Source organism: Kosakonia sp. MUSA4, from assembly GCF_013085925.1.
Lineage (GTDB): Bacteria > Pseudomonadota > Gammaproteobacteria > Enterobacterales > Enterobacteriaceae > Kosakonia > Kosakonia sacchari_B.
On record NZ_CP025697.1, the window covers coordinates 1,893,489 to 1,915,680 of the forward strand.

The 22,192-nt window shown below is 55.4% G+C and carries 25 protein-coding genes; 16 read left to right on the top strand and 9 right to left on the bottom strand.

Annotated elements, in window-relative coordinates; all coding sequences use genetic code 11:
• Window positions 1-118: 118 nt before the first annotated feature.
• The 5 genes from dinI to mdtH all read right to left on the bottom strand — a co-directional run bounded on the left by dinI (window position 119) and on the right by mdtH (window position 4,200).
• Window positions 119-364, bottom strand: a complete 246-nt coding sequence (gene dinI, locus C0557_RS08895) for a DNA damage-inducible protein I (protein ID WP_007374461.1) — start codon at window positions 362-364, stop codon at window positions 119-121.
• A 73-nt stretch (window positions 365-437) separates the two neighbouring features.
• Complete coding sequence (gene pyrC / locus C0557_RS08900; protein WP_074777816.1) at window positions 438-1,481, bottom strand: dihydroorotase; 1,044 nt, start codon at window positions 1,479-1,481, stop codon at window positions 438-440.
• A 115-nt stretch (window positions 1,482-1,596) separates the two neighbouring features.
• A complete protein-coding gene (locus tag C0557_RS08905) occupies window positions 1,597-2,157 on the bottom strand; it encodes a lipoprotein (RefSeq protein ID WP_007374463.1) in 561 nt (186 codons plus the stop codon).
• A 121-nt stretch (window positions 2,158-2,278) separates the two neighbouring features.
• Entirely contained in the window at window positions 2,279-2,926 is a 648-nt protein-coding gene (gene grxB, locus C0557_RS08910; protein ID WP_074777818.1) for a glutaredoxin 2, read from the bottom strand.
• 65 nt (window positions 2,927-2,991) lie between these two features.
• The gene (mdtH, locus tag C0557_RS08915; protein ID WP_208658197.1) at window positions 2,992-4,200 is read right to left on the bottom strand and encodes a multidrug efflux MFS transporter MdtH; all 1,209 of its coding nucleotides are present in this window, start codon (window positions 4,198-4,200) and stop codon (window positions 2,992-2,994) included.
• A gap of 238 nt (window positions 4,201-4,438) precedes the next feature.
• On the opposite strand from mdtH, the gene rimJ reads away from it, so the two are divergent.
• From rimJ to murJ, 4 genes are all read left to right on the top strand, one after another.
• Complete coding sequence (rimJ, locus tag C0557_RS08920; RefSeq protein WP_064567252.1) at window positions 4,439-5,023, top strand: ribosomal protein S5-alanine N-acetyltransferase; 585 nt, start codon at window positions 4,439-4,441, stop codon at window positions 5,021-5,023.
• A gap of 9 nt (window positions 5,024-5,032) precedes the next feature.
• Window positions 5,033-5,680, top strand: a complete 648-nt coding sequence (locus C0557_RS08925; protein WP_074777822.1) for a YceH family protein — start codon at window positions 5,033-5,035, stop codon at window positions 5,678-5,680.
• A gap of 2 nt (window positions 5,681-5,682) precedes the next feature.
• The gene (locus C0557_RS08930) at window positions 5,683-6,606 is read left to right on the top strand and encodes a Gfo/Idh/MocA family protein (RefSeq protein ID WP_208658198.1); all 924 of its coding nucleotides are present in this window, start codon (window positions 5,683-5,685) and stop codon (window positions 6,604-6,606) included.
• 106 nt (window positions 6,607-6,712) lie between these two features.
• Window positions 6,713-8,248: a murein biosynthesis integral membrane protein MurJ gene (murJ, locus tag C0557_RS08935; protein ID WP_208658199.1), complete on the top strand. Its 1,536-nt coding sequence runs from the start codon at window positions 6,713-6,715 to the stop codon at window positions 8,246-8,248.
• A gap of 45 nt (window positions 8,249-8,293) precedes the next feature.
• On the opposite strand, the gene flgN is transcribed toward murJ, so the two are convergent.
• From flgN to flgA, 3 genes are all read right to left on the bottom strand, one after another.
• The gene (flgN, locus tag C0557_RS08940) at window positions 8,294-8,716 is read right to left on the bottom strand and encodes a flagella biosynthesis chaperone FlgN (protein WP_074777828.1); all 423 of its coding nucleotides are present in this window, start codon (window positions 8,714-8,716) and stop codon (window positions 8,294-8,296) included.
• 4 nt (window positions 8,717-8,720) lie between these two features.
• Window positions 8,721-9,014, bottom strand: coding sequence for a flagellar biosynthesis anti-sigma factor FlgM (gene flgM, locus C0557_RS08945; protein ID WP_074777830.1), 294 nt, complete (start codon window positions 9,012-9,014; stop codon window positions 8,721-8,723).
• Between the two features lie 94 nt (window positions 9,015-9,108).
• A complete protein-coding gene (flgA, locus tag C0557_RS08950) occupies window positions 9,109-9,768 on the bottom strand; it encodes a flagellar basal body P-ring formation chaperone FlgA (RefSeq protein ID WP_208658200.1) in 660 nt (219 codons plus the stop codon).
• A 157-nt stretch (window positions 9,769-9,925) separates the two neighbouring features.
• Between flgA and flgB the strand changes: the two genes are divergently transcribed.
• From flgB to flgL, 11 genes are all read left to right on the top strand, one after another.
• Window positions 9,926-10,342 (top strand): flagellar basal body rod protein FlgB, encoded by a 417-nt coding sequence (gene flgB, locus C0557_RS08955; protein WP_007374474.1) that lies wholly within the window; start codon window positions 9,926-9,928, stop codon window positions 10,340-10,342.
• Between the two features lie 4 nt (window positions 10,343-10,346).
• Window positions 10,347-10,751 (top strand): flagellar basal body rod protein FlgC, encoded by a 405-nt coding sequence (gene flgC / locus C0557_RS08960; protein WP_043953897.1) that lies wholly within the window; start codon window positions 10,347-10,349, stop codon window positions 10,749-10,751.
• A gap of 11 nt (window positions 10,752-10,762) precedes the next feature.
• Complete coding sequence (gene flgD, locus C0557_RS08965; protein WP_208658201.1) at window positions 10,763-11,446, top strand: flagellar hook assembly protein FlgD; 684 nt, start codon at window positions 10,763-10,765, stop codon at window positions 11,444-11,446.
• Between the two features lie 26 nt (window positions 11,447-11,472).
• Complete coding sequence (flgE, locus tag C0557_RS08970; protein WP_208658202.1) at window positions 11,473-12,681, top strand: flagellar hook protein FlgE; 1,209 nt, start codon at window positions 11,473-11,475, stop codon at window positions 12,679-12,681.
• A 20-nt stretch (window positions 12,682-12,701) separates the two neighbouring features.
• Window positions 12,702-13,457 carry a flagellar basal body rod protein FlgF gene (locus tag C0557_RS08975; RefSeq protein ID WP_007374478.1) on the top strand — a complete coding sequence of 252 codons (756 nt, stop codon included), beginning with the start codon at window positions 12,702-12,704 and terminating at the stop codon, window positions 13,455-13,457.
• A gap of 15 nt (window positions 13,458-13,472) precedes the next feature.
• Window positions 13,473-14,255 (top strand): flagellar basal-body rod protein FlgG, encoded by a 783-nt coding sequence (gene flgG / locus C0557_RS08980; RefSeq protein ID WP_007374479.1) that lies wholly within the window; start codon window positions 13,473-13,475, stop codon window positions 14,253-14,255.
• A 57-nt stretch (window positions 14,256-14,312) separates the two neighbouring features.
• The gene (locus tag C0557_RS08985; protein ID WP_208658203.1) at window positions 14,313-15,011 is read left to right on the top strand and encodes a flagellar basal body L-ring protein FlgH; all 699 of its coding nucleotides are present in this window, start codon (window positions 14,313-14,315) and stop codon (window positions 15,009-15,011) included.
• A 12-nt stretch (window positions 15,012-15,023) separates the two neighbouring features.
• A complete protein-coding gene (locus C0557_RS08990; RefSeq protein ID WP_074777842.1) occupies window positions 15,024-16,118 on the top strand; it encodes a flagellar basal body P-ring protein FlgI in 1,095 nt (364 codons plus the stop codon).
• Window positions 16,118-17,086 (top strand): flagellar assembly peptidoglycan hydrolase FlgJ, encoded by a 969-nt coding sequence (flgJ, locus tag C0557_RS08995; RefSeq protein ID WP_208658204.1) that lies wholly within the window; start codon window positions 16,118-16,120, stop codon window positions 17,084-17,086. The genes C0557_RS08990 and flgJ overlap by 1 nt, the downstream gene beginning before the upstream one ends.
• A 75-nt stretch (window positions 17,087-17,161) precedes the next feature.
• Complete coding sequence (flgK, locus tag C0557_RS09000) at window positions 17,162-18,811, top strand: flagellar hook-associated protein FlgK (protein ID WP_074777846.1); 1,650 nt, start codon at window positions 17,162-17,164, stop codon at window positions 18,809-18,811.
• 14 nt (window positions 18,812-18,825) lie between these two features.
• A complete protein-coding gene (gene flgL, locus C0557_RS09005; RefSeq protein ID WP_074777848.1) occupies window positions 18,826-19,794 on the top strand; it encodes a flagellar hook-associated protein FlgL in 969 nt (322 codons plus the stop codon).
• A gap of 79 nt (window positions 19,795-19,873) precedes the next feature.
• Here the strand turns inward: flgL and C0557_RS09010 are convergent, their stop codons facing one another.
• On the bottom strand, window positions 19,874-21,085 hold the full coding sequence (locus tag C0557_RS09010; protein ID WP_208658205.1) for an MFS transporter: 1,212 nt from the start codon (window positions 21,083-21,085) through the stop codon (window positions 19,874-19,876).
• A 173-nt stretch (window positions 21,086-21,258) separates the two neighbouring features.
• Between C0557_RS09010 and C0557_RS09015 the strand changes: the two genes are divergently transcribed.
• Window positions 21,259-22,161: a LysR family transcriptional regulator gene (locus C0557_RS09015; RefSeq protein WP_371813242.1), complete on the top strand. Its 903-nt coding sequence runs from the start codon at window positions 21,259-21,261 to the stop codon at window positions 22,159-22,161.
• Window positions 22,162-22,192 lie beyond the last annotated feature (31 nt).

A 22,192-nucleotide genomic window follows, 5' to 3' on the forward strand; every position in this document is an offset into this window, starting at 1 on the left:
AAGAAAACGAAACCTTAAGCACATATTTTTACTAAAGAACTAGAGAATTAATGAATGGCGTAAAAAACAGACAAAAAAGCCGGGGCGACCCGGCAATAAGAACAAACTTAAAGAGAAATTAGTCGTTGATAAACCAGTCGTCGGCGCTTTCCCAGGTTTCCTGCAAAATTTCACTTATGCGATCTTTATCTTCTTTTGCGCCGCCAAGCACCGACAAGTTATTAGCCGCCGCATAGCGAACGGTGATTTTGTTATCGTGTTCGGGATAGTAATTATTTAGCCGACGGGATAATTCGCCCGCCAGCGCATCGATAGCACCTGGCGGTAAGGGTGTGGTTTTGGCGATAGTCACTTCAATGCGCATAATAGCCCCCTGTGTGTTTGCTGTATATATATACAGTTAATGAAGTATCTTTACAACAGGGGGCAGTAAATTTTTACTGCTTAACGCGCCAGCGAACGGTTTCACCTGCGAGGAACGGTACCAGCGTATCGTCCGTCAGCGCAATGCTCTCTGGCACGACGCTTTCGATGCGTTCCAGCTCAATAAAGCCCTCATTGAGCGGCAGCCCGTAAAAGCGCGGTCCGTTCAGCGAACAGAACGCTTCAAAATGCTGCAAGGCGTTCATCTCTTCAAACACGGTAGCGTAGCTGCCGAGCGCGGTTGGCGCATTGAAGCAACCGGCACAACCACAGCTCGCCTCTTTTTTGTGCCGCGCGTGCGGTGCGGAATCGGTGCCGAGAAAAGCGCGTTCAAATCCGCTGGCGACCAACTCTCGCAGTGCCTGCTGGTGGATATTGCGTTTAAGGATAGGCAAACAGTAGAGATGCGGACGTACGCCGCCAACCAGCATATGGTTACGGTTAAACATCAAATGCTGTGGCGTAATGGTCGCCGCCAGGCGCTCGTTACCCTCGCGCACATAATCCGCCGCGTCTTTGGTCGTGATATGCTCAAACACCACTTTTAACCCCGGCAGGCGCTGGCGCAGCGGCTCCATCACCGTTTCAATAAAACGCGCTTCGCGATCGAAGATATCGATCTCCGCGTGGGTCACTTCGCCATGCACCAGCAGCGGCATGCCCAGTTTTTCCATGCGCTCCAGCACCGGCATAATGGCATCAATGCTGGTGACGCCGTGGCTGGAGTTGGTGGTGGCATTGGCGGGATAAAGTTTTGCCGCCGTAAAGACGTTTTCGTTAAACCCACGTTCCACTTCATCCGCACTCAGGCTGTCGGTGAGATAGCAGGTCATTAGCGGGGTGAAATCATGTCCGGCAGGCACGGCATCAAGAATGCGCTGGCGGTACGCGCGCGCAGCATCAACGGTTGTCACAGGGGGAGCGAGATTGGGCATGACAATGGCGCGGGCGTAGGTTTCACTGGTCCACGGCACCACGGTTTTTAACATATCGCCATCACGCAGGTGGACGTGCCAGTCGTCAGGACGGCGGATTTTCAAAACCTGGGATTGTGTCATTGGAGTGCTCCGGCTGGTGAGAATCAGGTGTTTTTGCCGGGCACTAAGGATAAGCGGAAACGTTTTCGTTTGCATCTTTTTCCTGAAAAAAAGGGCGCCCGCGGCGCCCTGTAACTCAGTCGGTGAGGGGGATAATAATTTCGCCCGGTTTCACCTCAATGCCTTTGGCGTATTTCTTCGCCAGCGCTTCGCCTTTGCTGCTGTCCTCTTTCAGTACATAGGCCGGACGCTGATTAAAGTAGTTGCGCAGCGACTGGTTCAGGTAGGGCATCAACGTTTGCAGCACCGTCTGCATTTTTTCCGGCTGCACGTCGGCTTTCACTACTTCCATCTCCTGCAAGTAAATGGCGCCTTTCTCTTTATCAAACACCGGCAACGCCTTCAGTTTCAGCTTGATGACCGCTTTCTGGTTACCGAAAAGGGATGTCATATCCAGGTTGGCATCGCCGGTCAGCGTCACTTTGTTCGGCTCTTCACGACCAATTTCCGACGCCAGGTTATTCAGCACAATGTGCGCGTCGGCCACGCCTGGCAGGCCAATGTCTTTCGCAAAATCATTGCGTTTTTGCAGCGCCTGGTTAATTTCCTGTTCGCTGATGGAATATTGGGTCAGTTGGTTACAGCCCACCAGCACGCCGCTCAGCAGTAAAGCAGCGGCAAAAAAGATCTTCTTCATAATTCCTCAACGTGATTCCGAAGGCGTCAAAGCCGGTGCGTAGGATGCGTCAGACGAGGTACAAAGGCTAGCGGAAAAAGCTGAAAGGCTGGCGGAAACATACGCTTCCGCCGTGAGTCCGCTAAATAGCCATCGATGAAAGCAGGTTAACCTGGGTCTGCTTGGCCATATTATCGCGGTAATCCGCTACCCGGCTCGGCCAGTTAATTCCGGCGACAAGCGTCAGGTTACGCAGCAGCGGGAAAAGATGAATATCGTCCTCGGAGAGCTCGCCGTTGACCGCATTCGGTTTGACTATGAGCTTGTCCAGCGCCCGTAGGTCGTCGCTGATATTTTTCACCAGCCCGGCAGAGTGGGCGAGATGTTCGTCGAAGCTGCCGATCGCCGCCTCTTTCTTCGCGACAAACGAGGCGCGCGCCTGCGGTGTGGAAAACTCGTCGAAGGCGGATTTCGCAAAGCGGGGTATCAGCAATTTATTCACATAGCCGTTAACCTTGCGCAGCCACTCTTCCAGTTTCGGGTTCCGTTTACCGGTGAGCAGCGGTTTGCCGTCAAGTTTATCGACATAGTGCACAATATCCATACTCTCCGGCAGATAACGGCTGTCGTCTTTTTGCAGGATGGGCGCCATCTTCTGGCCAATCATTTTGGTTGGCGTGGCCTCGTCGTCACTGAGCAGGATATTGAGTTCTACGGGAAGATTTTTAAGGCCGAAAATCATGCGGGCTTTGACGCAGAAAGGGCAGTGGTCGTAAATGTAGAGTTTCACGTTTCTCCTCCATACTGGCTTATCCGTTAAAGACCAGTATGGAAGAGAGCATGGCATGGCGCAAATCAGGCGCCAGGTTCAAGCATCCGCGGGCGAATGCGCTTATGGCCGAATTGCCACAGCAGCGCCATTGAGGTCATCAGCCCGATCAGGCCGAGCATCATCCACGGCAATTCCGGCTGGTTGAAGGCTTTGCCGGCATCAAACAACCACCCGCCGCCGGCATAACCCAGCGCGCCGCCAAATGCCAGCCCAAGGCGACTGAAACCCATATAACTGCCGCGCGCGCGGGCATCTGCCAGCTGCGCGCTTAAGGTTTCCCGCGCTGGTTCGGCAATAATTGAGCCGATATAGAACGTGCAGATAAGCGTAAACAGTTGCTGCAACGTCCCGACCATTCCGACCGGCAGCAGGCTGAATGACATCACCAGCAGCCCGGCCATCAGACGGTGTTCAAGACGAAAGCGTTTTTCGCTCCAGCGGGCGATAGGGTAGAGCAACGTCAGCGATAAACAGGCTTCGATGGCGTACATCCACTTCACTGCCGCCGGTGAACCGGCAATATCGTTGACCATGATCGGCAGCATCAGCATCACCTGTACTGCCAGCATATAGTAGCCGGTCAGTGTCAGGACGTAAGTGACAAACCGTTTGTCGCGCAGCACGCGTGCCAGCCCTTCGCGCACCGGGGCTTTGACCGTAGAGAGTTTCCACGCCGGTAACAGCCAGGCGTTGAACGCGGCGCAGAGCACGAACATTAGCGCACCGACGGCACACACCAGACGAAAGTCGTATTGCAACAGCCAGCTACCGAGCAATGCACCGACAACCGCGCCGGCGCTGTCCTGCATCATCAGGATAGAGAAAAAGCGGCTGCGCTGGTTGGGACGCACCAGTTTGACCACCAGCGCGGAACGCGGCGGATCGAACAGCGTGCCGCCCAGCCCGGAAAGAATGCAGGAGAGCCACAGCAACCAGGGTTCATGCGCCACGCCCATCGCGACGAAACCGCCCGCACGCATCAACATGCCGGTGACGATCAGCGGTTTTGCGCCAAAACGGTCGGCAATTGCGCCGCCGAAAATGCCCAAACCCTGCTGAATAAATTGCCGCAGGCCAAGCGCAATACCGACCATCAACGCCGCCCAACCGAGCTGATCAACAAAACGAATAGAAATAAGTGGGAATACAACGAAAAAGCCGAGGACCACCAGCATATTATCGACAAGCAGGAAATATTTACCCAGGCTCCTTGCCTGCGATATGCGCGCCATTTCCCCTCCGGGAAATTAAGAAAGATAAGACATTCTTATTCTGCGGGTTCGCCCGATCTTTTCCCACATTCGCAGTGACAATATTTTTTTATCAAAATCCGGCTTTGATTCAGAGTTTTCATCGAAAGTGGCCCACAAAGTGGAAAATGCCATGTTGCTGTTTTCACAGAGTGGCTGCGCAAATGTATAGTAAAGGTAAGGGGTTAAAAGTGTGGTGAAATGGAAGGAGTGGTAATGCATGTTTGGCTACCGCAGTAACGTGCCGAAAGTACGCTTAGTCACAGACAGATTAGTGGTTCGTTTAGTGCATGAGCGCGATGCCTGGCGCCTGGCGGATTATTACGCCGAAAATCGGCAATTTCTAAAGCCCTGGGAGCCCGTGCGCGATGAAAGTCATTGCTATCCTTCCGGCTGGCAGGCTCGTCTTGGCATGATCAATGAGTTTCATAAGCAGGGATCGGCATTCTATTTCGCGCTGCTCGATCCTGAGGAAAAAGAGATCGTCGGCGTGGCGAATTTTTCCAATGTGGTGCGCGGTTCGTTTCATGCTTGTTACCTTGGCTACTCCATCGGACAGAAATGGCAGGGGCAAGGGCTGATGTTTGAAGCGCTGACGGCGGCGATCCGCTACATGCAGCGCACGCAACATATGCACCGCATTATGGCAAATTACATGCCGCACAATAAACGTAGCGGCGATTTGCTGGCGAGGCTGGGTTTCGAGAAAGAGGGCTACGCCAAATCGTATTTGCTGATCGACGGGCAGTGGCGCGATCACGTACTTACCGCGCTCACCGCGCAAGAATGGACCCCGGGTCGCTAAGGAGCAACGATGAAGTATCAACTCTCAGCGGTTGAAGCGCGCGTTATCGGCTGCCTGCTGGAAAAGCAGATCACCACGCCGGAACAATATCCGCTGTCGATCAATGGCGTGGTTACCGCCTGTAATCAGAAGACCAACCGTGAACCCGTCATGAACCTCAGCGAACATGAGATTCAGGATGTGCTGGATGAACTGGTGAAGCGGCACTATCTGCGCACCGTCAGCGGTTTTGGCAATCGCGTAACGAAATACGAGCAGCGTTTTTGCAACTCTGAATTTGGCGATCTGAAACTCAATCCGGCAGAAGTGGCGCTCATCACTACGCTGCTGCTGCGCGGGCCGCAAACGCCGGGGGAACTGCGTGGTCGTGCGGAACGCATGCATCGTTTTAACGATATGGCGGAAGTGGAAACGGCGCTGGAACTGCTGGCGACGCGGGAAGATGGCCCGTATGTCGTGCGGCTGCCCAGAGAGCCCGGCAAGCGCGAAAGCCGCTATATGCACCTGTTCAGTGGCGATGTACAGACGCTGGTGAATGTTGTTGAGGCGGTCAGCCCGCCGGAAGAATCACTGGCGGCGCGCGTTGAGGCGCTGGAAGAGGAAGTGGCAGAGCTGAAACAGCGTCTGGATTCGCTGCTCGCACATTTAGGAGATTAGCCGTGACGAAACTACGTGTTGGAGTGGTCGGCCTGGGCGGCATTGCGCAAAAAGCCTGGTTGCCGGTTGTCGGCGCAGCGACCGACTGGACGCTAACCGCGGCCTGGTCGCCGACGCGGGAAAAAGCCCTGCGGGTATGCGAGACCTGGCGCATTCCCTATGCTGATTCGCTGGCGGCATTAGCCGCGCAGTGTGATGCGGTCTTCGTCCACACCTCGACAGCTTCGCACTACAGCGTGGTCAGTGAGTTACTGAACCTTGGCGTGCATGTTTGCGTCGATAAACCGCTGGCAGAAAACCTCCAGGATGCTGAGCGGCTTATCGAACTGGCCGCGCGGAAAAAACTGACGCTGATGGTCGGTTTTAATCGCCGTTTCTCGCCGCTGTACCGCGAATTGAAACAGCAGATGCCGCAGGCGGCGTCGCTGCGGATGGATAAACACCGCACCGACAGCGTGGGGCCGCACGATTTACGCTTCACGCTGCTCGACGATTATCTGCACGTGGTGGATACCGCGTTGTGGCTGGCGGGAAGCACGGCGGCGTTACAAAGCGGTACGTTGCTTACGGATGATGACGGCGCCATGGTTTATGCCGAACATCACTTCTCACTGGATCACCTGCAAATTACCACCAGTATGCACCGGCGTGCGGGAAGCCAGCGCGAATGGATTCAGGCCGTCACCGATGGCGCGCTGGTGGATATCACCGATATGCGCGAATGGCGCGAAGAGCGCGGGCAGGGCGTAGTGGCGCGTCCGGTCGCTGGCTGGCAGAGCGTGCTGGAACAGCGTGGTTTTGCCGGTTGCGCGCGCCATTTTATTGAATGTGTGCAAAATCAGACGGTTCCGGAAACGGCGGGCGAACAGGCCATACTGGCTCAACGCGTGGTGGAAAAGCTCTGGCGTGAGGCGATGAGTGAATAACCGCCTGTAACATCTGGCGATAGTAATTCGCCTTTTTCCCTGTAGACTAAGCGCTTCGCTGTATACCAACGCCTGCATTGCAGGCGTTGTGCTTATGGAATCCAGAATGAATCTATTAAAATCGCTGGCGGCTGTCAGCTCGATGACAATGTTTTCTCGCGTGCTGGGTTTTGCGCGCGACGCTATTGTGGCAAGGGTTTTTGGCGCAGGTATGGCAACCGACGCCTTCTTTGTGGCGTTTAAACTGCCCAATTTGTTGCGCCGTATCTTTGCCGAGGGGGCGTTTTCTCAGGCATTTGTTCCCATTCTTGCTGAGTACAAAAGCAAGCAGGGCGAGGATGCGACGCGGGTGTTTGTGGCGTATGTCTCGGGTTTGCTGACGCTGGCGCTGGCGCTGGTGACTGTCGCCGGGATGATGGCGGCACCGTGGGTGATTCTGGTCACCGCGCCGGGTTTTGCCGATACAGCGGATAAATTCAATCTCACCTCACAGCTACTGCGCATTACCTTTCCTTATATTCTGCTGATCTCGCTGGCGTCACTGGTGGGCGCGATCCTCAATACCTGGAACCGTTTCTCGGTGCCGGCGTTTGCGCCGACATTTCTCAATATCAGCATGATTGGCTTTGCGCTGTTTGCCGCGCCGTACTTCCATCCGCCAGTGCTGGCGCTGGCATGGGCGGTGACGGTGGGCGGCGTGCTGCAACTGGTTTATCAACTGCCGCATCTGAAGAAGATCGGCATGCTGGTATTGCCGCGCGTGAGTTTCCACGATGCCGGTGCTATTCGCGTCGTGAAACAGATGGGGCCTGCGATTCTGGGGGTCTCGGTCAGCCAGATTTCGTTAATCATCAACACGATTTTCGCCTCGTTTCTGGTTTCCGGGTCGGTATCGTGGATGTACTACGCTGACCGGCTGATGGAGTTTCCGTCTGGCGTGCTGGGCGTGGCGCTGGGGACGATTTTGCTGCCTTCGTTGTCGAAAAGCTTTGCCAGCGGCAATCATGACGAGTACTGCCGTCTGATGGACTGGGGGCTGCGTCTTTGCTTTCTGCTGGCGCTGCCGAGCGCAGTGGCGTTGGGGATTCTGGCAAAACCGCTGACTGTCTCGCTGTTTCAGTACGGTAAATTCACCGCCTTTGACGCGCTGATGACGCAGCGGGCATTAATTGCTTATTCCGTCGGCTTAATGGGCCTGATTGTCGTGAAGGTGCTGGCGCCGGGTTTCTATTCGCGGCAGAACATTAAAACGCCGGTGAAGATTGCCATTGTCACGCTGCTGGTGACGCAGTTGATGAACCTTGCTTTTATTGGTCCGCTGAAACATGCCGGGCTGTCGCTGTCGATCGGTCTGGCGGCCTGCCTGAACGCCGCTCTGCTTTACTGGCAGTTGCGTAAACAAGATATTTTCACGCCGCAGCCAGGCTGGAAAAGCTTTCTGCTGCGTCTGGGAATTGCTGTGCTGGTGATGGCGGCTGCGCTGGTGGGCATGCTCTATGTCATGCCGGAATGGTCACTGGGTACGATGCCATACCGCTTACTGCGTTTGATGGCGGTAGTGGGGGTGGGCGTAGTCGCTTACTTCGCCACGCTGGCGCTGCTGGGTTTTAAACTGAAAGAGTTTGCTCGGCGGACGGCATAAACAATTTTGCCAGGGGGAAACCCCTGGCAAAAAAATGTCTGGCGATTAAATCGAGATTTTTTTGCCGCCGCGGTTAGCGGAAGCGGTGTGGCCGTTGGCGCCGTAAAGCGTCGGTTCCTGATGGGGTTTCAGTACATCCAGCGCCTGCTGATTACGCTCAATTTGCCCTTCCAGCAGCCATCCATTGTGCTGGTTAAGGTCGCGCAAATGCTGTGTCTTCTGCGTAATAATCTGCCAGCGATCGGCGATATCGTCATTAGCGCTGCGCTGTGTTTTCTGCGCCGAACGACGCTGTTGCTCCAGGTAATCCAGCGTTGCGAGCAAGGAACTTTTTTCTTCCGTAATACGCTGTAACGTACTGCCATTCACATGGCCTACGGAAAGTTGCTTTTGCTCAGCATCCATCACGTCTTTCAGAGCGCTCAGGATAACTGTCATTTGATCAAGGATGTCTGACAGTCGATTCATTCTGTTATTTACTCTGTAAGTAACTCTGCGCTTCGTTAATCAGGGCATCGGCAATCTTGCCGGTATCCATTTTCAGTTCACCATTACGAATCGCGGTTTTCAGTTGCTCAACGCGTTCCATATTGATGTCATTCGCGCCCGCCTGCATCAGCTTCGCCTGCGCGCCGCTGATGGTGACGCTGGTGCTGTTCGCCGTCTCGGCTTTTTCCAGCCGTGCTTTCTGCGCCTGCGCGTCGTTGGTTTCACGCTGTTGAACGGCGTTAACCGGCTTCAGAGGCGATGTACGATCAATGCTCATTGTGTTGTCCTCATCGAGGTGTCCCGGCGTTTCGGGCCTGATATCTTTAGTCGTTGCTTATTTATCGGCAGGCAACATAAATTCTTTAAAAAGATTATAGGTTAATCAGAATATTCCCATCAGTGTTCACCGTACCACTGACAATCTGGCCTGAAGACATACGCACGCGGGCATTTTGCGCCACTGCGGCATTGTCCAACGCTTGTCCTTCGCCGTTCACACTAAAGCCATCTCCCGATGCCACAACCTGTACCCGCTGTCCGGCTTTTACCCGCCATGCCTGACGCAGCATCGAGAGCTGAATCGGCTGCCCGGGAACGAGATCGCGCAGGCTGATCGCATCCTGCGCCTGATTGATATCCAGCATCGTGCGCGGCGGTAATTGATCGAGACGACCGCGTTTTAATGTCACGCTATCGGGTTGCAGCGTGCTGCCACGCGCAACAGATTGCGCCGCCACCACATAATTACCCGTCGCCTGCACGTTAACCTGCAAAAAGCGCTTAACCCCCGCACAGTTTGCCACAACGTTTACGTTTCCCCATAACTTTGCGCCGCCGACTACGCTTAGCGCCGGCTGATCGCAGGCGGGCAACATGTTCTGCGGAGTGCGTATATTTACCACTACCTCGTCACTAACGCCAGCAAGGCGCTGAGCAAAAAATGATGTGAGCTGAGCTTGCAGCTCGCCCGCCTGTGTCAGCGGGCTCAAAAACAGTAAGGTCGCGGCTAAACCGCTTTTCAACGTGTTCATCGCAGACTCCTGCCTGTTGATGGGATGCAGAGATTTTAACTGCATGGCAAATCTATCAACGCAATAAATAGCGACGCATTTTGCCCTTATTCCGGCGATAAGTTTGCCTGAGGAGATTTAAGCTGTTGGCTAAATAATTGTCATCAGTGGGGGAGCTATGCTCGATAAACTTGATGCCGCTCTGCGTTTTCAGCAAGAAGCGCTGAACCTGAGCGCCCAGCGCCAGGAGATTCTGGCGGCTAACATTGCCAACGCCGATACCCCGGGGTTTCAGGCGCGTGATATTGATTTCTCCAGCGAATTAAAAAAAGTCATGGAGCGCGGGCGTGCTGAAAACAGCGGCGTTGCGTTGACGTTGACATCTTCCCGCCATATTCCGGCACAAAACATCTCCACGCCGTCCGCCGATCTGCTGTACCGCATTCCTGACCAGCCTTCACTCGACGGTAACACCGTGGATATGGATCGCGAACGTACGCAATTTGCTGACAACAGCGTGAAATACCAGACCGGCCTGACCGTGCTGGGCGGGCAGATCAAAAGCATGATGAGTGTTCTGCAACAGGGGAACTAAGTAAATGGCATTGCTGAATATCTTTGATGTCGCCGGTTCTGCGCTCACTGCGCAATCAAAACGTCTGAACGTCGCCGCCAGTAACCTTGCGAACGCCGACAGCGTAACCGGACCAGACGGGCAACCCTACCGCGCTAAACAGGTTGTCTTCCAGGTTGACGCTGCACCGGGTCAGGCGACCGGCGGCGTGAAAGTATCTGATGTGGTCGAAAGTCAGGCGCCGGACAAACTGGTCTTTGAACCAGGTAATCCGCTGGCTGATGCCAATGGCTACGTCAAAATGCCGAACGTTGATGTGGTCGGTGAGATGGTGAATACCATGTCCGCTTCACGCAGCTATCAGGCAAACGTTGAAGTGCTTAACACCGTTAAGAGCATGATGCTCAAAACGCTCACCCTTGGCCAGTAAAGGAGACACGCATGTCTATCGCCGTGAACGTGAATGACACCACTGCTAACAGTAGTGTCTCATCGACCAGCTCTGGTACGTCCACTACAGGTACTAACAGCGCTTCCGACCTGCAGAGTAGCTTTCTGACGCTGCTGGTCGCACAGTTGAAAAACCAGGATCCGACCAACCCGCTGCAAAACAACGAGTTGACGTCGCAACTGGCGCAGATCAGCACCCTCAGCGGGATTGAAAAACTGAATACCACGCTGGGTTCGATTTCCGGGCAGATTGATAACAGCCAGTCTTTGCAGGCATCCAACCTGATTGGTCACGGCGTCATGATCCCGGGGCAGACAGTTCTGGTAGGCAGCGGGACCACCACGCCGTTTGGGGTTGAACTGACGCAGGCGGCTGACAAAGTCACTGCGACCGTCACGAGCAAAGACGGCACCGTGGTGCGCACGATTGACATTGGTTCGCTGTCGGCTGGCGTTCATACCTTTAGCTGGGATGGCAAGCTGACCGATGGGACGACAGCGCCGGATGGCTCTTACAAAGTGACCATCTCCGCCAGCACCGGCACAACACAGCTGGTTGCGCAACCGCTGCAATTTGCCATGGTGCAGGGCGTCACGCTCAACTCCAGCGGCAACCTTTTAGATTTGGGTACCTACGGTACAACCACACTCGACGAAGTACGGCAGATTATCTAAGCCTTAACACTTATCAGGAGTAAGTCATGGCCTTTTCACAAGCGGTCAGCGGCCTGAATGCTGCGGCCACCAACCTCGATGTCATTGGTAACAACATCGCCAACTCCGCCACATATGGCTTTAAATCCGGGACAGCGTCTTTTGCCGATATGTTTGCCGGTTCTAAAATTGGTCTGGGTGTTAAGGTAGCCGGGATTACCCAGGACTTTAACGATGGTACCACCACCAGCACCGGTCGCGGTCTGGACGTCGCGCTGAGCGGCAACGGTTTCTTCCGTCTGGTCGACAGCAACGGTTCTGTTTATTACAGCCGTAACGGTCAGTTCAAACTGGACGAGAACCGTAACCTGGTGAACATGCAAGGCATGGAAGTAACGGGTTATCCGGCAACAGGTACACCGCCAACGGTTCAGACTGGCGCGAACCCGCAGGCTATTACTATCCCGAACACCCTGATGGCGGCGAAAACCACCACCACGGCAACGATGCAGATCAACCTGAACTCTACGGATTCCACTCCGACAGTTACCCCCTTTGATCCGACTAACGCGGATACCTACAACAAAAAAGGCTCTATTACCGTTTACGATAGCCAGGGTAACGCGCATGACATGAACGTCTACTTCGTGAAAAGTGCTACGGCGAACACCTGGGACGTTTACACGCAGGACAGTAGCGTAAGTGGCAGCACTGCGACACTGGCAAGCACAATGGTGTTTGATACGAACGGCTCTCTGACCAGCGGCACCACGGCGAACATCACCACCGGTACCATTAACGGCGCAACCCCGGCGACGTTCTCCCTGAGCTTCCTGAACTCCATGCAGCAAAACACCGGTTCTAACAACATCGTTGCAACCACCCAGAATGGTTACAAACCGGGTGACCTGGTGAGCTACCAGATTAACGATGACGGTACCGTTGTAGGTAACTACTCCAACGAACAGACTCAGCTGCTGGGTCAGATTGTGCTGGCAAACTTCGCCAACAACGAAGGCCTGAAGTCCGAAGGCGACAACGTCTGGTCTGCCACGTCTTCTTCCGGTGTGGCGCTGCTCGGTACGGCAAACACCGGTAACTACGGTAGCCTGACCAGCGGCGCGCTGGAAGCTTCGAACGTGGATCTGAGTAAAGAACTGGTCAACATGATCGTCGCGCAGCGTAACTATCAGTCGAACGCGCAGACCATCAAAACCCAGGACCAGATCCTTAACACGCTGGTTAACCTGCGTTAATCGTCTGACGGGATGGCTTAATGGATCACGCAATATATACCGCGATGGGCGCTGCCAGCCAGACGCTGAATCAGCAGGCTGTCACGGCCAGCAACCTCGCGAATGCGTCCACTCCGGGTTTCCGTGCGCAGCTTAATGCATTGCGCGCGGTGCCGGTAGAAGGGCTTTCGCTGCCTACCCGTACGCTGGTGGTCGCGTCAACACCTGGCGCCGATATGACGCCCGGCCAACTGGATTACACCTCGCGTCCGCTGGACGTGGCGTTGCAGCAGGACGGCTGGCTGGCAGTACAGACGGCGAACGGTACTGAAGGATATACCCGCAACGGTAACATCCAGGTGAGTTCGACCGGCCAGTTGACGATCCAGGGGCATCCGGTGATGGGTGATGCGGGGCCGTTGACCGTTCCTGAAGGCTCGCAAATAACAATTGCGGCGGACGGTACGATCTCCTCGCTGAACCCGGGCGATCCGGCCAATACCGTTGCGCCGGTTGGCAAACTGAAACTGGTGAAAGCAGACCCGCAAGAAGTGCAGCGCGGCGATGACGGCATTTTCCGTCTGACCCAGGCCGCACAGGCGACGCGTGGCGCGACGTTGCAGGACGATCCGAGCGTACGCGTCATGTCCGGGGTGCTGGAAGGCAGTAACGTTAAACCGGTGGCGGCCATGACCGACATGATTGCCAGCGCGCGTCGTTTCGAGATGCAGATGAAGGTGATCTCCAGCGTCGATGATAACGCGCAACGTGCCAACCAGTTGCTGTCAATGGGCTAATAAACAGGACTACATATGATCAGTTCATTATGGATCGCAAAAACCGGCCTTGACGCCCAACAAACCAATATGGATGTCATCGCCAACAACCTGGCGAACGTCAGTACCAATGGTTTTAAGCGTCAGCGTGCGGTATTTGAAGATTTGCTGTACCAGACGATTCGTCAGCCTGGTGCGCAGTCTTCCGCGCAGACTACGCTGCCTTCCGGTTTGCAGATTGGTACCGGTGTGCGCCCGGTAGCCACTGAACGTCTGCACAGCCAGGGCAACTTGTCTCAGACCAACAACAGTAAAGATGTGGCGATCAAAGGGCAGGGCTTCTTCGAAGTCTCTCTGCCGGATGGGACTTCCGCCTACACCCGCGATGGTTCCTTCCAGGTCGATCAGAACGGACAACTGGTGACGGCTGGCGGTTATCAGGTTCAGCCGGCTATCACTATTCCGGCAAACGCCCTGAGCATCACTATTGCCAGCGATGGCGTGGTGAGTGTGACCCAGCAGGGGACGGCTGCGCCAGTTCAGGTTGGTCAGTTAAACCTGACCACCTTTATGAATGACACCGGTCTGGAAAGCATCGGTGAAAACCTCTACACCGAAACGCAGGCCTCCGGCGCGCCGAACGCCACTACGCCTGGGTTGAACGGTGCAGGTTTGCTGTATCAGGGGTATGTGGAAACCTCAAACGTAAACGTGGCGGAAGAGCTGGTGAATATGATCCAGGTTCAGCGCGCTTACGAAATTAATAGTAAGGCAGTATCGACCACCGATCAGATGCTGCAGAAACTGACGCAACTCTAAGGCGTTTTCCGGCGCGGTAAGCGCCGTGCCGGAACCCTGATTTCGAAGATGAATGCAATGCAAAAATACGCCGTGCACAGCTACCCGATTATGGCTTTAGTGGCATTAACCCTGACAGGATGTGCCTGGGTTCCGTCTACACCGTTAGTGCAGGGGGCGACCACCGCCCAGCCCATTCCGGGGCCGGTGCCGATGGTGAATGGTTCGATTTACCAAACTGCGCAGCCAATCAACTATGGCTATCAGCCGCTGTTTGAAGACCGCCGTCCGCGTAACGTCGGCGACACGCTGACCATCGTACTGCAAGAAAACGTGAGCGCCAGCAAGAGCTCGTCAGCGAATGCCAGCCGCGATAGCAAATCCAGCTTTGGCATGGACACCACACCGCGTTATCTCGAAGGGCTGTTCGGCAATGCCCGTGCCGATCTGAGTTCTTCCGGCAGCAATACCTTTGACGGCAAAGGCGGCGCAAATGCCAGTAACACATTTAGCGGCACGCTGACCGTCACGGTCGATCAAGTGCTGATCAACGGCAATTTACATGTAGTGGGTGAAAAACAGATCGCCATTAACCAGGGCACAGAGTTCATCCGCTTTTCCGGCGTCGTAAACCCGCGCGCCGTCAGCGGCAGCAACACGGTTCCGTCCACGCAGGTGGCGGATGCGCGTATCGAATATGTGGGCAATGGCTACATCAACGAAGCGCAGAATATGGGCTGGCTGCAACGTTTCTTCCTCAACTTATCGCCGATGTAACCGGGGTGAATTATGTTTAGATATCTGGCAATGGCGTTGGTACTGGTGGCATCTGTTGCCCAGGCCGACCGCATCCGGGACCTCACCAGCGTACAGGGCGTGCGAGAAAACTCCTTGATCGGCTATGGCCTGGTCGTTGGCCTTGATGGCACCGGTGACCAGACCACACAGACCCCCTTTACCACGCAGACACTGAACAACATGTTGTCGCAGATGGGGATTACGGTGCCGACTGGCACCAACATGCAGTTGAAAAACGTCGCGGCTGTTATGGTCACGGCACAGTTCCCGGCATTCGCCCGCCAGGGGCAAACCATCGATGTGGTGGTCTCCTCAATGGGTAACGCTAAAAGTCTGCGCGGCGGTACGCTGCTGATGACCCCGCTGAAAGGGGTCGACAGCCAGGTGTACGCGCTGGCGCAGGGGAATATTCTGGTTGGCGGCGCAGGTGCGTCGGCAGGCGGTAGCAGTGTTCAGGTGAACCAGCTTAACGGCGGCCGCATTACCAACGGCGCGGTGATCGAACGTGAGTTGCCGACGCAGTTCGGCGCAGGGAATACCATCAACCTGCAACTGAACCAGGAAGACTTCTCTATGGCGCAGCAGATTGCCGACACCATTAACCGCAGCCGTGGTTATGGTAGCGCAACGGCGCTTGACGCCCGCACCGTGCAGATCCGCGTTTCCACTGGCGGCAGTTCGCAGGTCCGTCTGCTGGCTGATATTCAGAACCTTGAAGTCGGCGTTACCCAGCAGGATGCGAAAGTGATCATCAACTCGCGTACCGGCTCTGTGGTGATGAACCGTGAAGTGTCGCTGGATAACTGTGCCGTCGCGCAGGGGAACCTCTCTGTCACGGTCAACCAGCAGGCTAATGTCAGCCAGCCCAATACACCGTTTGGCGGCGGTCAGACGGTGGTGACACCGCAAACGCAGATCGATTTGCGCCAGAGCGGCGGTTCGCTGCAAAGCGTTCGCTCCAGCGCCAACCTGAACAGCGTCGTGCGCGCACTTAACGCGCTGGGTGCTTCGCCGATGGAACTGATGTCTATTCTGCAGGCCATGCAAAGTGCAGGTTGCCTGCGCGCGAAACTGGAGATCATCTAATGCTGACGGACAGCCGGTTGTTGTCGAGCGCGGCCTGGGACGCGCAATCACTGAATGAACTGAAAACCGAGACCCGACAGGATCCGCAGGCCAATTTGCGCCCCGTTGCACGTCAGGTTGAGGGCATGTTCGTGCAGATGATGCTGAAAAGCATGCGTGAAACGTTACCGAAAGACGGTATTTTCAGCAGTGACTCAACGCGGCTGTACACCAGCATGTATGACCAACAAATCGCGCAGCAGATGACGGCCGGTAAAGGTCTGGGGCTGGCGGATATGATGGTCAAACAGATGGCCGCTCAGCAGGGTTCCGCTGAGCCAGCGGAACAAGCAGCACAAGCAGCACAGCAGGTGCCGATGAAGTTCCCGCTGGAAACGGTCACCTCCTATCAGAACCAGGCGCTGACGCAACTGGTGCGTAAAGCGATGCCAAAAGCGCCGGATGGCAGCGATGAACCGCTTTCCGGCGACAGCAAAGACTTCCTGGCGCAATTGTCGCTTCCTGCCCGTCTGGCGAGTGAACAGAGTGGGGTTCCGCATCACCTGATCCTGGCGCAGGCGGCGCTGGAATCTGGCTGGGGCCAGCGGCAGATCCCGCGTGAAAACGGCGAGCCGAGCTTTAACATTTTTGGCGTTAAAGCCACGCCTGGCTGGAAGGGGCCGACCACGGAAATTACCACCACCGAATATGAAAACGGTGAAGCGGTGAAAGTGAAAGCCAAATTCCGCGTTTACAGTTCGTACCTTGAAGCGCTCTCCGACTACGTTAGTATGCTGACGCGCAATAAACGCTACGCGGCGGTCACTACGGCCGCAACGCCAGAGCAGGGCGCACAGGCGCTGCAAAATGCCGGTTATGCGACCGATCCTAACTATGCCCGCAAACTGACATCCATGATTCAGCAACTGAAATCAATGGGTGAAAAGGTCAGCAAAGCGTATAGCACTGACATCCAAAATCTGTTCTGAAAGATCTCAAGTTTCGCCCTGGGTTGCCGATAATCGTCAACAGGACTCATGACTGAATGTATATAAGGAACCTCCATGTCCAGTTTGATTAATAGCGCCATGAGTGGGCTCAGCGCAGCCCAGGCCGCGCTTAATACTGCCAGTAATAACATTTCCAGTTATAACGTGGCGGGCTACACTCGCCAGACGACGGTGCTTTCAGCGGCGAAAAGTACGCTGGGCGCAGGCGGTTATGTCGGGAATGGTGTTAACGTTGTTGGCGTTCAGCGTGAGTATGATGCCTTTATCACCAACCAGTTGCGCGCGGCACAAAACCAGAGCAGTGGGCTGACGACGCGTTATGAGCAGATGTCGAAAATCGACGATGTGTTGTCAGGCACCACCAATTCGCTGGCGACCAGCATGCAGGATTTCTTCTCCAGCCTGCAAACGCTGGTCAGTAATGCTGAAGATCCGGCCTCGCGTCAGGCACTGTTGGGCAAAGCTGACAGCATGGTTAACCAGTTCAAAGTGGCTGACCAGTATCTGCGTGACCAGGACAAACAGATTAACCTGTCTATCTCGTCAAGCGTTGACCAGATTAACAACTACACCAAGCAGATTGCCTCGCTGAACGACCAGATCTCTCGTCTGACCGGCGTGGGCGCTGGCGCGTCGCCGAATGACTTGCTCGATCAGCGCGACCAACTGGTCAGTGAACTGAACCAGATCGTCGGTGTGGAAGTCAGCGTGCAGGATGGCAATACCTACAACCTGACGATGGCGAACGGCTATACGCTGGTGCAAGGCAGTACTTCTCGCCAACTGGCGGCGGTCTCTTCGAGCGCCGATCCGTCACGTACAACCGTCGCGTATGTTGATAACACCGCTGGCAATATCGAAATTCCGGAAAAACTGATCACCACCGGCTCGCTGGGCGGCCTGCTGGCGTTCCGTTCACAGGATTTGGATCAGACGCGTAACACGCTGGGTCAACTGGCGCTGTCATTTGCCGATTCATTTAACCAGCAGCACACGCAGGGTTATGACGCGAACGGCGACCAGGGCACTGATTTCTTTACCATTGGTTCCCCGACAACGCTGAACAACTCGAAAAACACAGGTGATGCCACATTGACGGCAGCCGTGAGCGATAGCTCTGCGGTACAGGCGACTGATTACAAAGTGGTTTACGACGGCACAAACTGGAATGTTACCCGACTGTCCAACAATACCTCGTTTACGGTTACGCCGGATGCGACTGACGGTACGCTGAACTTTGACGGTCTGAAAATTACCGTCGGTGGCACGACCGGACCGGTTGCCAACGACAGCTTTACGGTTAAACCGGTGAGCAATGCCGTCGTCAACATGAGTGTGGCAGTGACGGATGAGTCGAAGATCGCTATGGCGCAAACCGCTACTGACGGTGCGAGCGATAACCGTAACGGCCAGGCGATGCTGGATCTGCAAAAAGCGACCAAAGTCGGCGGCAACAAAACGTTCAACGATGCGTATGCCACGCTGGTCAGCGATGTGGGTAACAAAACATCGACGCTGAAAACCAGCAGCACTACGCAGACCAACGTGGTGACACAGCTCAGCAACCAGCAGCAGTCTATCTCCGGGGTTAACCTCGATGAAGAGTACGGCAACCTGCAACGTTATCAGCAATATTATCTGGCTAACGCCCAGGTTCTGCAGACCGCAAGCACGCTGTTTAATGCGTTGCTGGAAATTCGCTAAGTAAGGGGTGAATGATGCGTATCAGCACGCAAATGATGTATGAGCAAAACATGCGCGGCGTTACCAATGCGCAGAGCAAATGGCTGGCCTACGGTGAGCAAATGTCTACCGGGCAGCGTGTGAACCGTCCGTCTGACGATCCGATCGCCGCTTCGCAGGCTGTGGTGATCTCTCAGGCGCAGGCGCAGAACACCCAATACGCGACGGCGCGTACTTTCGCTGAACAAAAAGTGTCGCTGGAAGAGAGCGTGTTGCAGCAGGTAACGACCGCTGTTCAGGGCGCGCAGTCTACCATCGTTGAGGCCGGTAGCGGCTCGCTCAGCGACGACGACCGCGCATCGCTGGCCAGCAAACTGCAAGGCTATCGCGATCAGTTGCTGAACCTGGCGAACAGCACTGACGGTAACGGGCGCTATATTTTCGGCGGCTATAAGACCGAAACGGCGCCGTACGATTCTACCGGTACTTACAGCGGCGGCACGCAAAACATCACCCAGCAGGTTGATGCTTCCCGTAGCATGGTGATTGCCCATACGGGGGATGAAATTTTTAACCGCATCACCAGTAACGCCACGCCTGAACCGACGGATCCGGCAACCGGTTTGCCGGGAACGTCGGAAACTGATCTGTTTAAAATGCTGGATACTGCTATCGCCGCGCTGAATACGCCGGTTGCAGGTGATGAGACGGCCAAAGCGACCGCGCAGGCCGCGGTTGATAAAACCAGCCGTGGTTTGACGAACTCCCTGAACAACGTGCTGACGGTACGCGCGGAGTTGGGCACGCAGTTGAATGAGCTGGACAGCCTTGATTCGTTGGGGGATGACCGTGCGCTGGGTCTGACACAGCAGAAAAGCGATCTGGTGGATGTGGACTGGAACTCGGTAATTTCGTCTTACACCATGCAACAGGCTGCTTTGCAGGCTTCTTATAAAGCATTCTCTGATATGCAGGGAATGTCGTTGTTCCAGATTAACTCGTAATCGTTTCGTTTTGAGCATGTCTTGAAACTGGGCATGTTCCGTATGCCCGCTCTGTTACCGGAGCGGGCCTTTTTTTGTCTTATGCTTTCTGCGCCGCTTGCTGGATGCGACGGGCATCGACCAGGCGAATGATCAGCGCGATAAAGCCAGAGATCGTTGCCAGTACTACCACACCCTGCCATGAGGCGACGGAATAGAGTTTACTGCCCAGAGCAGAACCCACCGCCATACCGATAAACACACCTGTAAACAGTAACGCATTCAGGCGGCCACGCGCTTGCGGCTCCAGACCGTACACCAGATTCTGGTGCGCCACGAGGCTGGATTGCAGACCGAGATCGAAGCCGACCGCAGAGAGCGCAATCAGGATAAGCTGAGCGTGCGGCGGCAGTGCCGGCAGTAAAAACATCAGGGCAAAGGAGAGTGTCACCAGCCCGGCGCCCAGTTGTGTCACTTTCTCAGCGCCGACTTTATCTGCCAGACCACCGGCCAGCGGCGCGGCCAGCGCACCGGCGGCACCCGCAATACCGAATGTACCGGCAACGGCGCTGCCCAACTGATATTTTTCCAGCAGCATGACTGCCAGCGTAGACCAGAAGGCGCTAAAAGCGATGGACAAGAAACCCTGGGCGAAAGCCGCACGGCGCAGGGCCGGATAGCGTTGCCACAGGTGTGCCATCGATTTCATCAGTGCCGGATAGCTCAGCGTAGAGTGGGTGGCAAAACGCGGCAGCACGGACCACATCAGCACGCCAATCAGGGCAATACTGACGGCGGCGAGTTGATACATTACCCGCCAGCCAAATGCTGCGCCGACAAAGCCACTTACCGTCCGTGAAAGCAGGATGCCCAGCAGCAAACCGGTCATCACCGTGCCGACCATTTTCCCCTGTTTACCCGCGGGTGCCAGAATGGCCGCCGCCGGGACAATATCCTGCGCCATTGTCGCCGCCATCCCCAGCATCAGGCTGACGAGCAGCAGAGAGGGAAGGTTGCTGGTCAGGCTACAGGCCAGTAGCAGAATCGCCAGTGCCACGCTTTTTATCAGGATGAGGCGGCGACGGTCATGGCGATCGCCCAGCGGCAGTAAAAACAAAATACCCAGCGCATAACCGGCCTGAGTCAGCGTCGGTACCAGCCCCATGCCGTTAACGGTCAGGTGCAGATCGCTACCCATCAGCGGCAGCAGCGGCTGCGAATAGTAGATAGAAGCCACGCTAAATCCCGCGCCCAGCGCCAGCGCTAAAATGACCCAGCCAACAACATCTGTCGAAAGAGAATGACGGTTCATACTGTGTTTCCCCGGTATGGTTTTTATGAATTCGTAGACGTGCTACGCAGTGAGGACATTCTTATCTAATACGCTGTGGCGCGGTAGCCAGCGGAGTGGTAAAACGGTTATACGTGAAACGTATAGGCAAAATAAATATGAAGCGCCAGGAACGTATAGACAGGGTGGATTTGATGCGGACGTTTATCCGCATCGTGGAAGCGGGCTCGCTGTCGGCGGCGGCACGCCAGTTGGGAACGACGCAGGCGACGGTCAGCCGCCGTTTACAGTCACTGGAAACTCTGCTCGGCGTGAAGCTGCTGCTGCGCACTACCCATGCGATGAAACTGACCGATGATGGTGAACGCTGTTATCAACATGCAAAACGGGTAGCGGATGCCTGGGTAGCCCTTGAGGATGAACTGAGCCAATCTGACGATGAACCGGTCGGTATTTTACGCGTGCGTGCGCCGCATGCTTTTGGTCAGGAGCAGTTGCTCGGGCCGCTCACCGAATTTCTGGAGCGACACCCGCAGCTTTCTGTCGAGTGGATGCTGAACGACAAAACGGTAGATTTTCTTAGCGTAAACATCGATTGCGCTATTCGCGTCGGCGCGGAAGTGGACCCGGCAACGGTATCGGTGCTGCTGGCAGAGGTTCCGCGCAGCCTGGTGGCTTCTCCGGCCTTGCTCGCGCGTTTTCCGGCAATTGAGACCCCACAACAACTCTCAGCCTTGCCGTGGATAGCGCTGAACACTTTTTATCAGCATGAAATTCATCTGACGCATCAGCAAACCGGCGATGCGGAACAGGTGCCGATCTCGCCAAAACTGTTTACCGACAGCCTGTACGCTGCGCGGAATACGGCGATCAGTGGTCTTGGTCTGGCGGTTATCTCCAGTTGGGCGGTGGAAGAGGAGATACGCAGCGGAAAACTGGTCGCTCTGTTGCCGGAATGGCAGGCGGCACCGCTGCCGGTGCATCTGGTGTATCCGTGGGCGCGGTACTATCCGGCGCGTTTGCGAAAATTTTTGCAACTGATGCGCGAAGTGATGCCGGGTCTGGGAGGCGTGCGCCAGCCCGCGCGGCAGGCATAAAAAAGCCGACCCTGAGGTCGGCTTTTGGCTA

Coding starts and splice junctions, on each gene's coding strand:
- dinI (WP_007374461.1), bottom strand. CDS start 364: ATGCGCATTGAAGTGACTATCGCCAAAACCACACCCTTACCGCCAGGT.
- pyrC (WP_074777816.1), bottom strand. CDS start 1,481: ATGACACAATCCCAGGTTTTGAAAATCCGCCGTCCTGACGACTGGCAC.
- C0557_RS08905 (WP_007374463.1), bottom strand. CDS start 2,157: ATGAAGAAGATCTTTTTTGCCGCTGCTTTACTGCTGAGCGGCGTGCTG.
- mdtH (WP_208658197.1), bottom strand. CDS start 4,200: ATGGCGCGCATATCGCAGGCAAGGAGCCTGGGTAAATATTTCCTGCTT.
- rimJ (WP_064567252.1), top strand. CDS start 4,439: ATGTTTGGCTACCGCAGTAACGTGCCGAAAGTACGCTTAGTCACAGAC.
- C0557_RS08925 (WP_074777822.1), top strand. CDS start 5,033: ATGAAGTATCAACTCTCAGCGGTTGAAGCGCGCGTTATCGGCTGCCTG.
- murJ (WP_208658199.1), top strand. CDS start 6,713: ATGAATCTATTAAAATCGCTGGCGGCTGTCAGCTCGATGACAATGTTT.
- flgN (WP_074777828.1), bottom strand. CDS start 8,716: ATGAATCGACTGTCAGACATCCTTGATCAAATGACAGTTATCCTGAGC.
- flgM (WP_074777830.1), bottom strand. CDS start 9,014: ATGAGCATTGATCGTACATCGCCTCTGAAGCCGGTTAACGCCGTTCAA.
- flgA (WP_208658200.1), bottom strand. CDS start 9,768: ATGAACACGTTGAAAAGCGGTTTAGCCGCGACCTTACTGTTTTTGAGC.
- flgB (WP_007374474.1), top strand. CDS start 9,926: ATGCTCGATAAACTTGATGCCGCTCTGCGTTTTCAGCAAGAAGCGCTG.
- flgC (WP_043953897.1), top strand. CDS start 10,347: ATGGCATTGCTGAATATCTTTGATGTCGCCGGTTCTGCGCTCACTGCG.
- flgD (WP_208658201.1), top strand. CDS start 10,763: ATGTCTATCGCCGTGAACGTGAATGACACCACTGCTAACAGTAGTGTC.
- flgE (WP_208658202.1), top strand. CDS start 11,473: ATGGCCTTTTCACAAGCGGTCAGCGGCCTGAATGCTGCGGCCACCAAC.
- C0557_RS08975 (WP_007374478.1), top strand. CDS start 12,702: ATGGATCACGCAATATATACCGCGATGGGCGCTGCCAGCCAGACGCTG.
- flgG (WP_007374479.1), top strand. CDS start 13,473: ATGATCAGTTCATTATGGATCGCAAAAACCGGCCTTGACGCCCAACAA.
- C0557_RS08985 (WP_208658203.1), top strand. CDS start 14,313: ATGCAAAAATACGCCGTGCACAGCTACCCGATTATGGCTTTAGTGGCA.
- C0557_RS08990 (WP_074777842.1), top strand. CDS start 15,024: ATGTTTAGATATCTGGCAATGGCGTTGGTACTGGTGGCATCTGTTGCC.
- flgJ (WP_208658204.1), top strand. CDS start 16,118: ATGCTGACGGACAGCCGGTTGTTGTCGAGCGCGGCCTGGGACGCGCAA.
- flgK (WP_074777846.1), top strand. CDS start 17,162: ATGTCCAGTTTGATTAATAGCGCCATGAGTGGGCTCAGCGCAGCCCAG.
- flgL (WP_074777848.1), top strand. CDS start 18,826: ATGCGTATCAGCACGCAAATGATGTATGAGCAAAACATGCGCGGCGTT.
- C0557_RS09010 (WP_208658205.1), bottom strand. CDS start 21,085: ATGAACCGTCATTCTCTTTCGACAGATGTTGTTGGCTGGGTCATTTTA.
- C0557_RS09015 (WP_371813242.1), top strand. CDS start 21,259: ATGCGGACGTTTATCCGCATCGTGGAAGCGGGCTCGCTGTCGGCGGCG.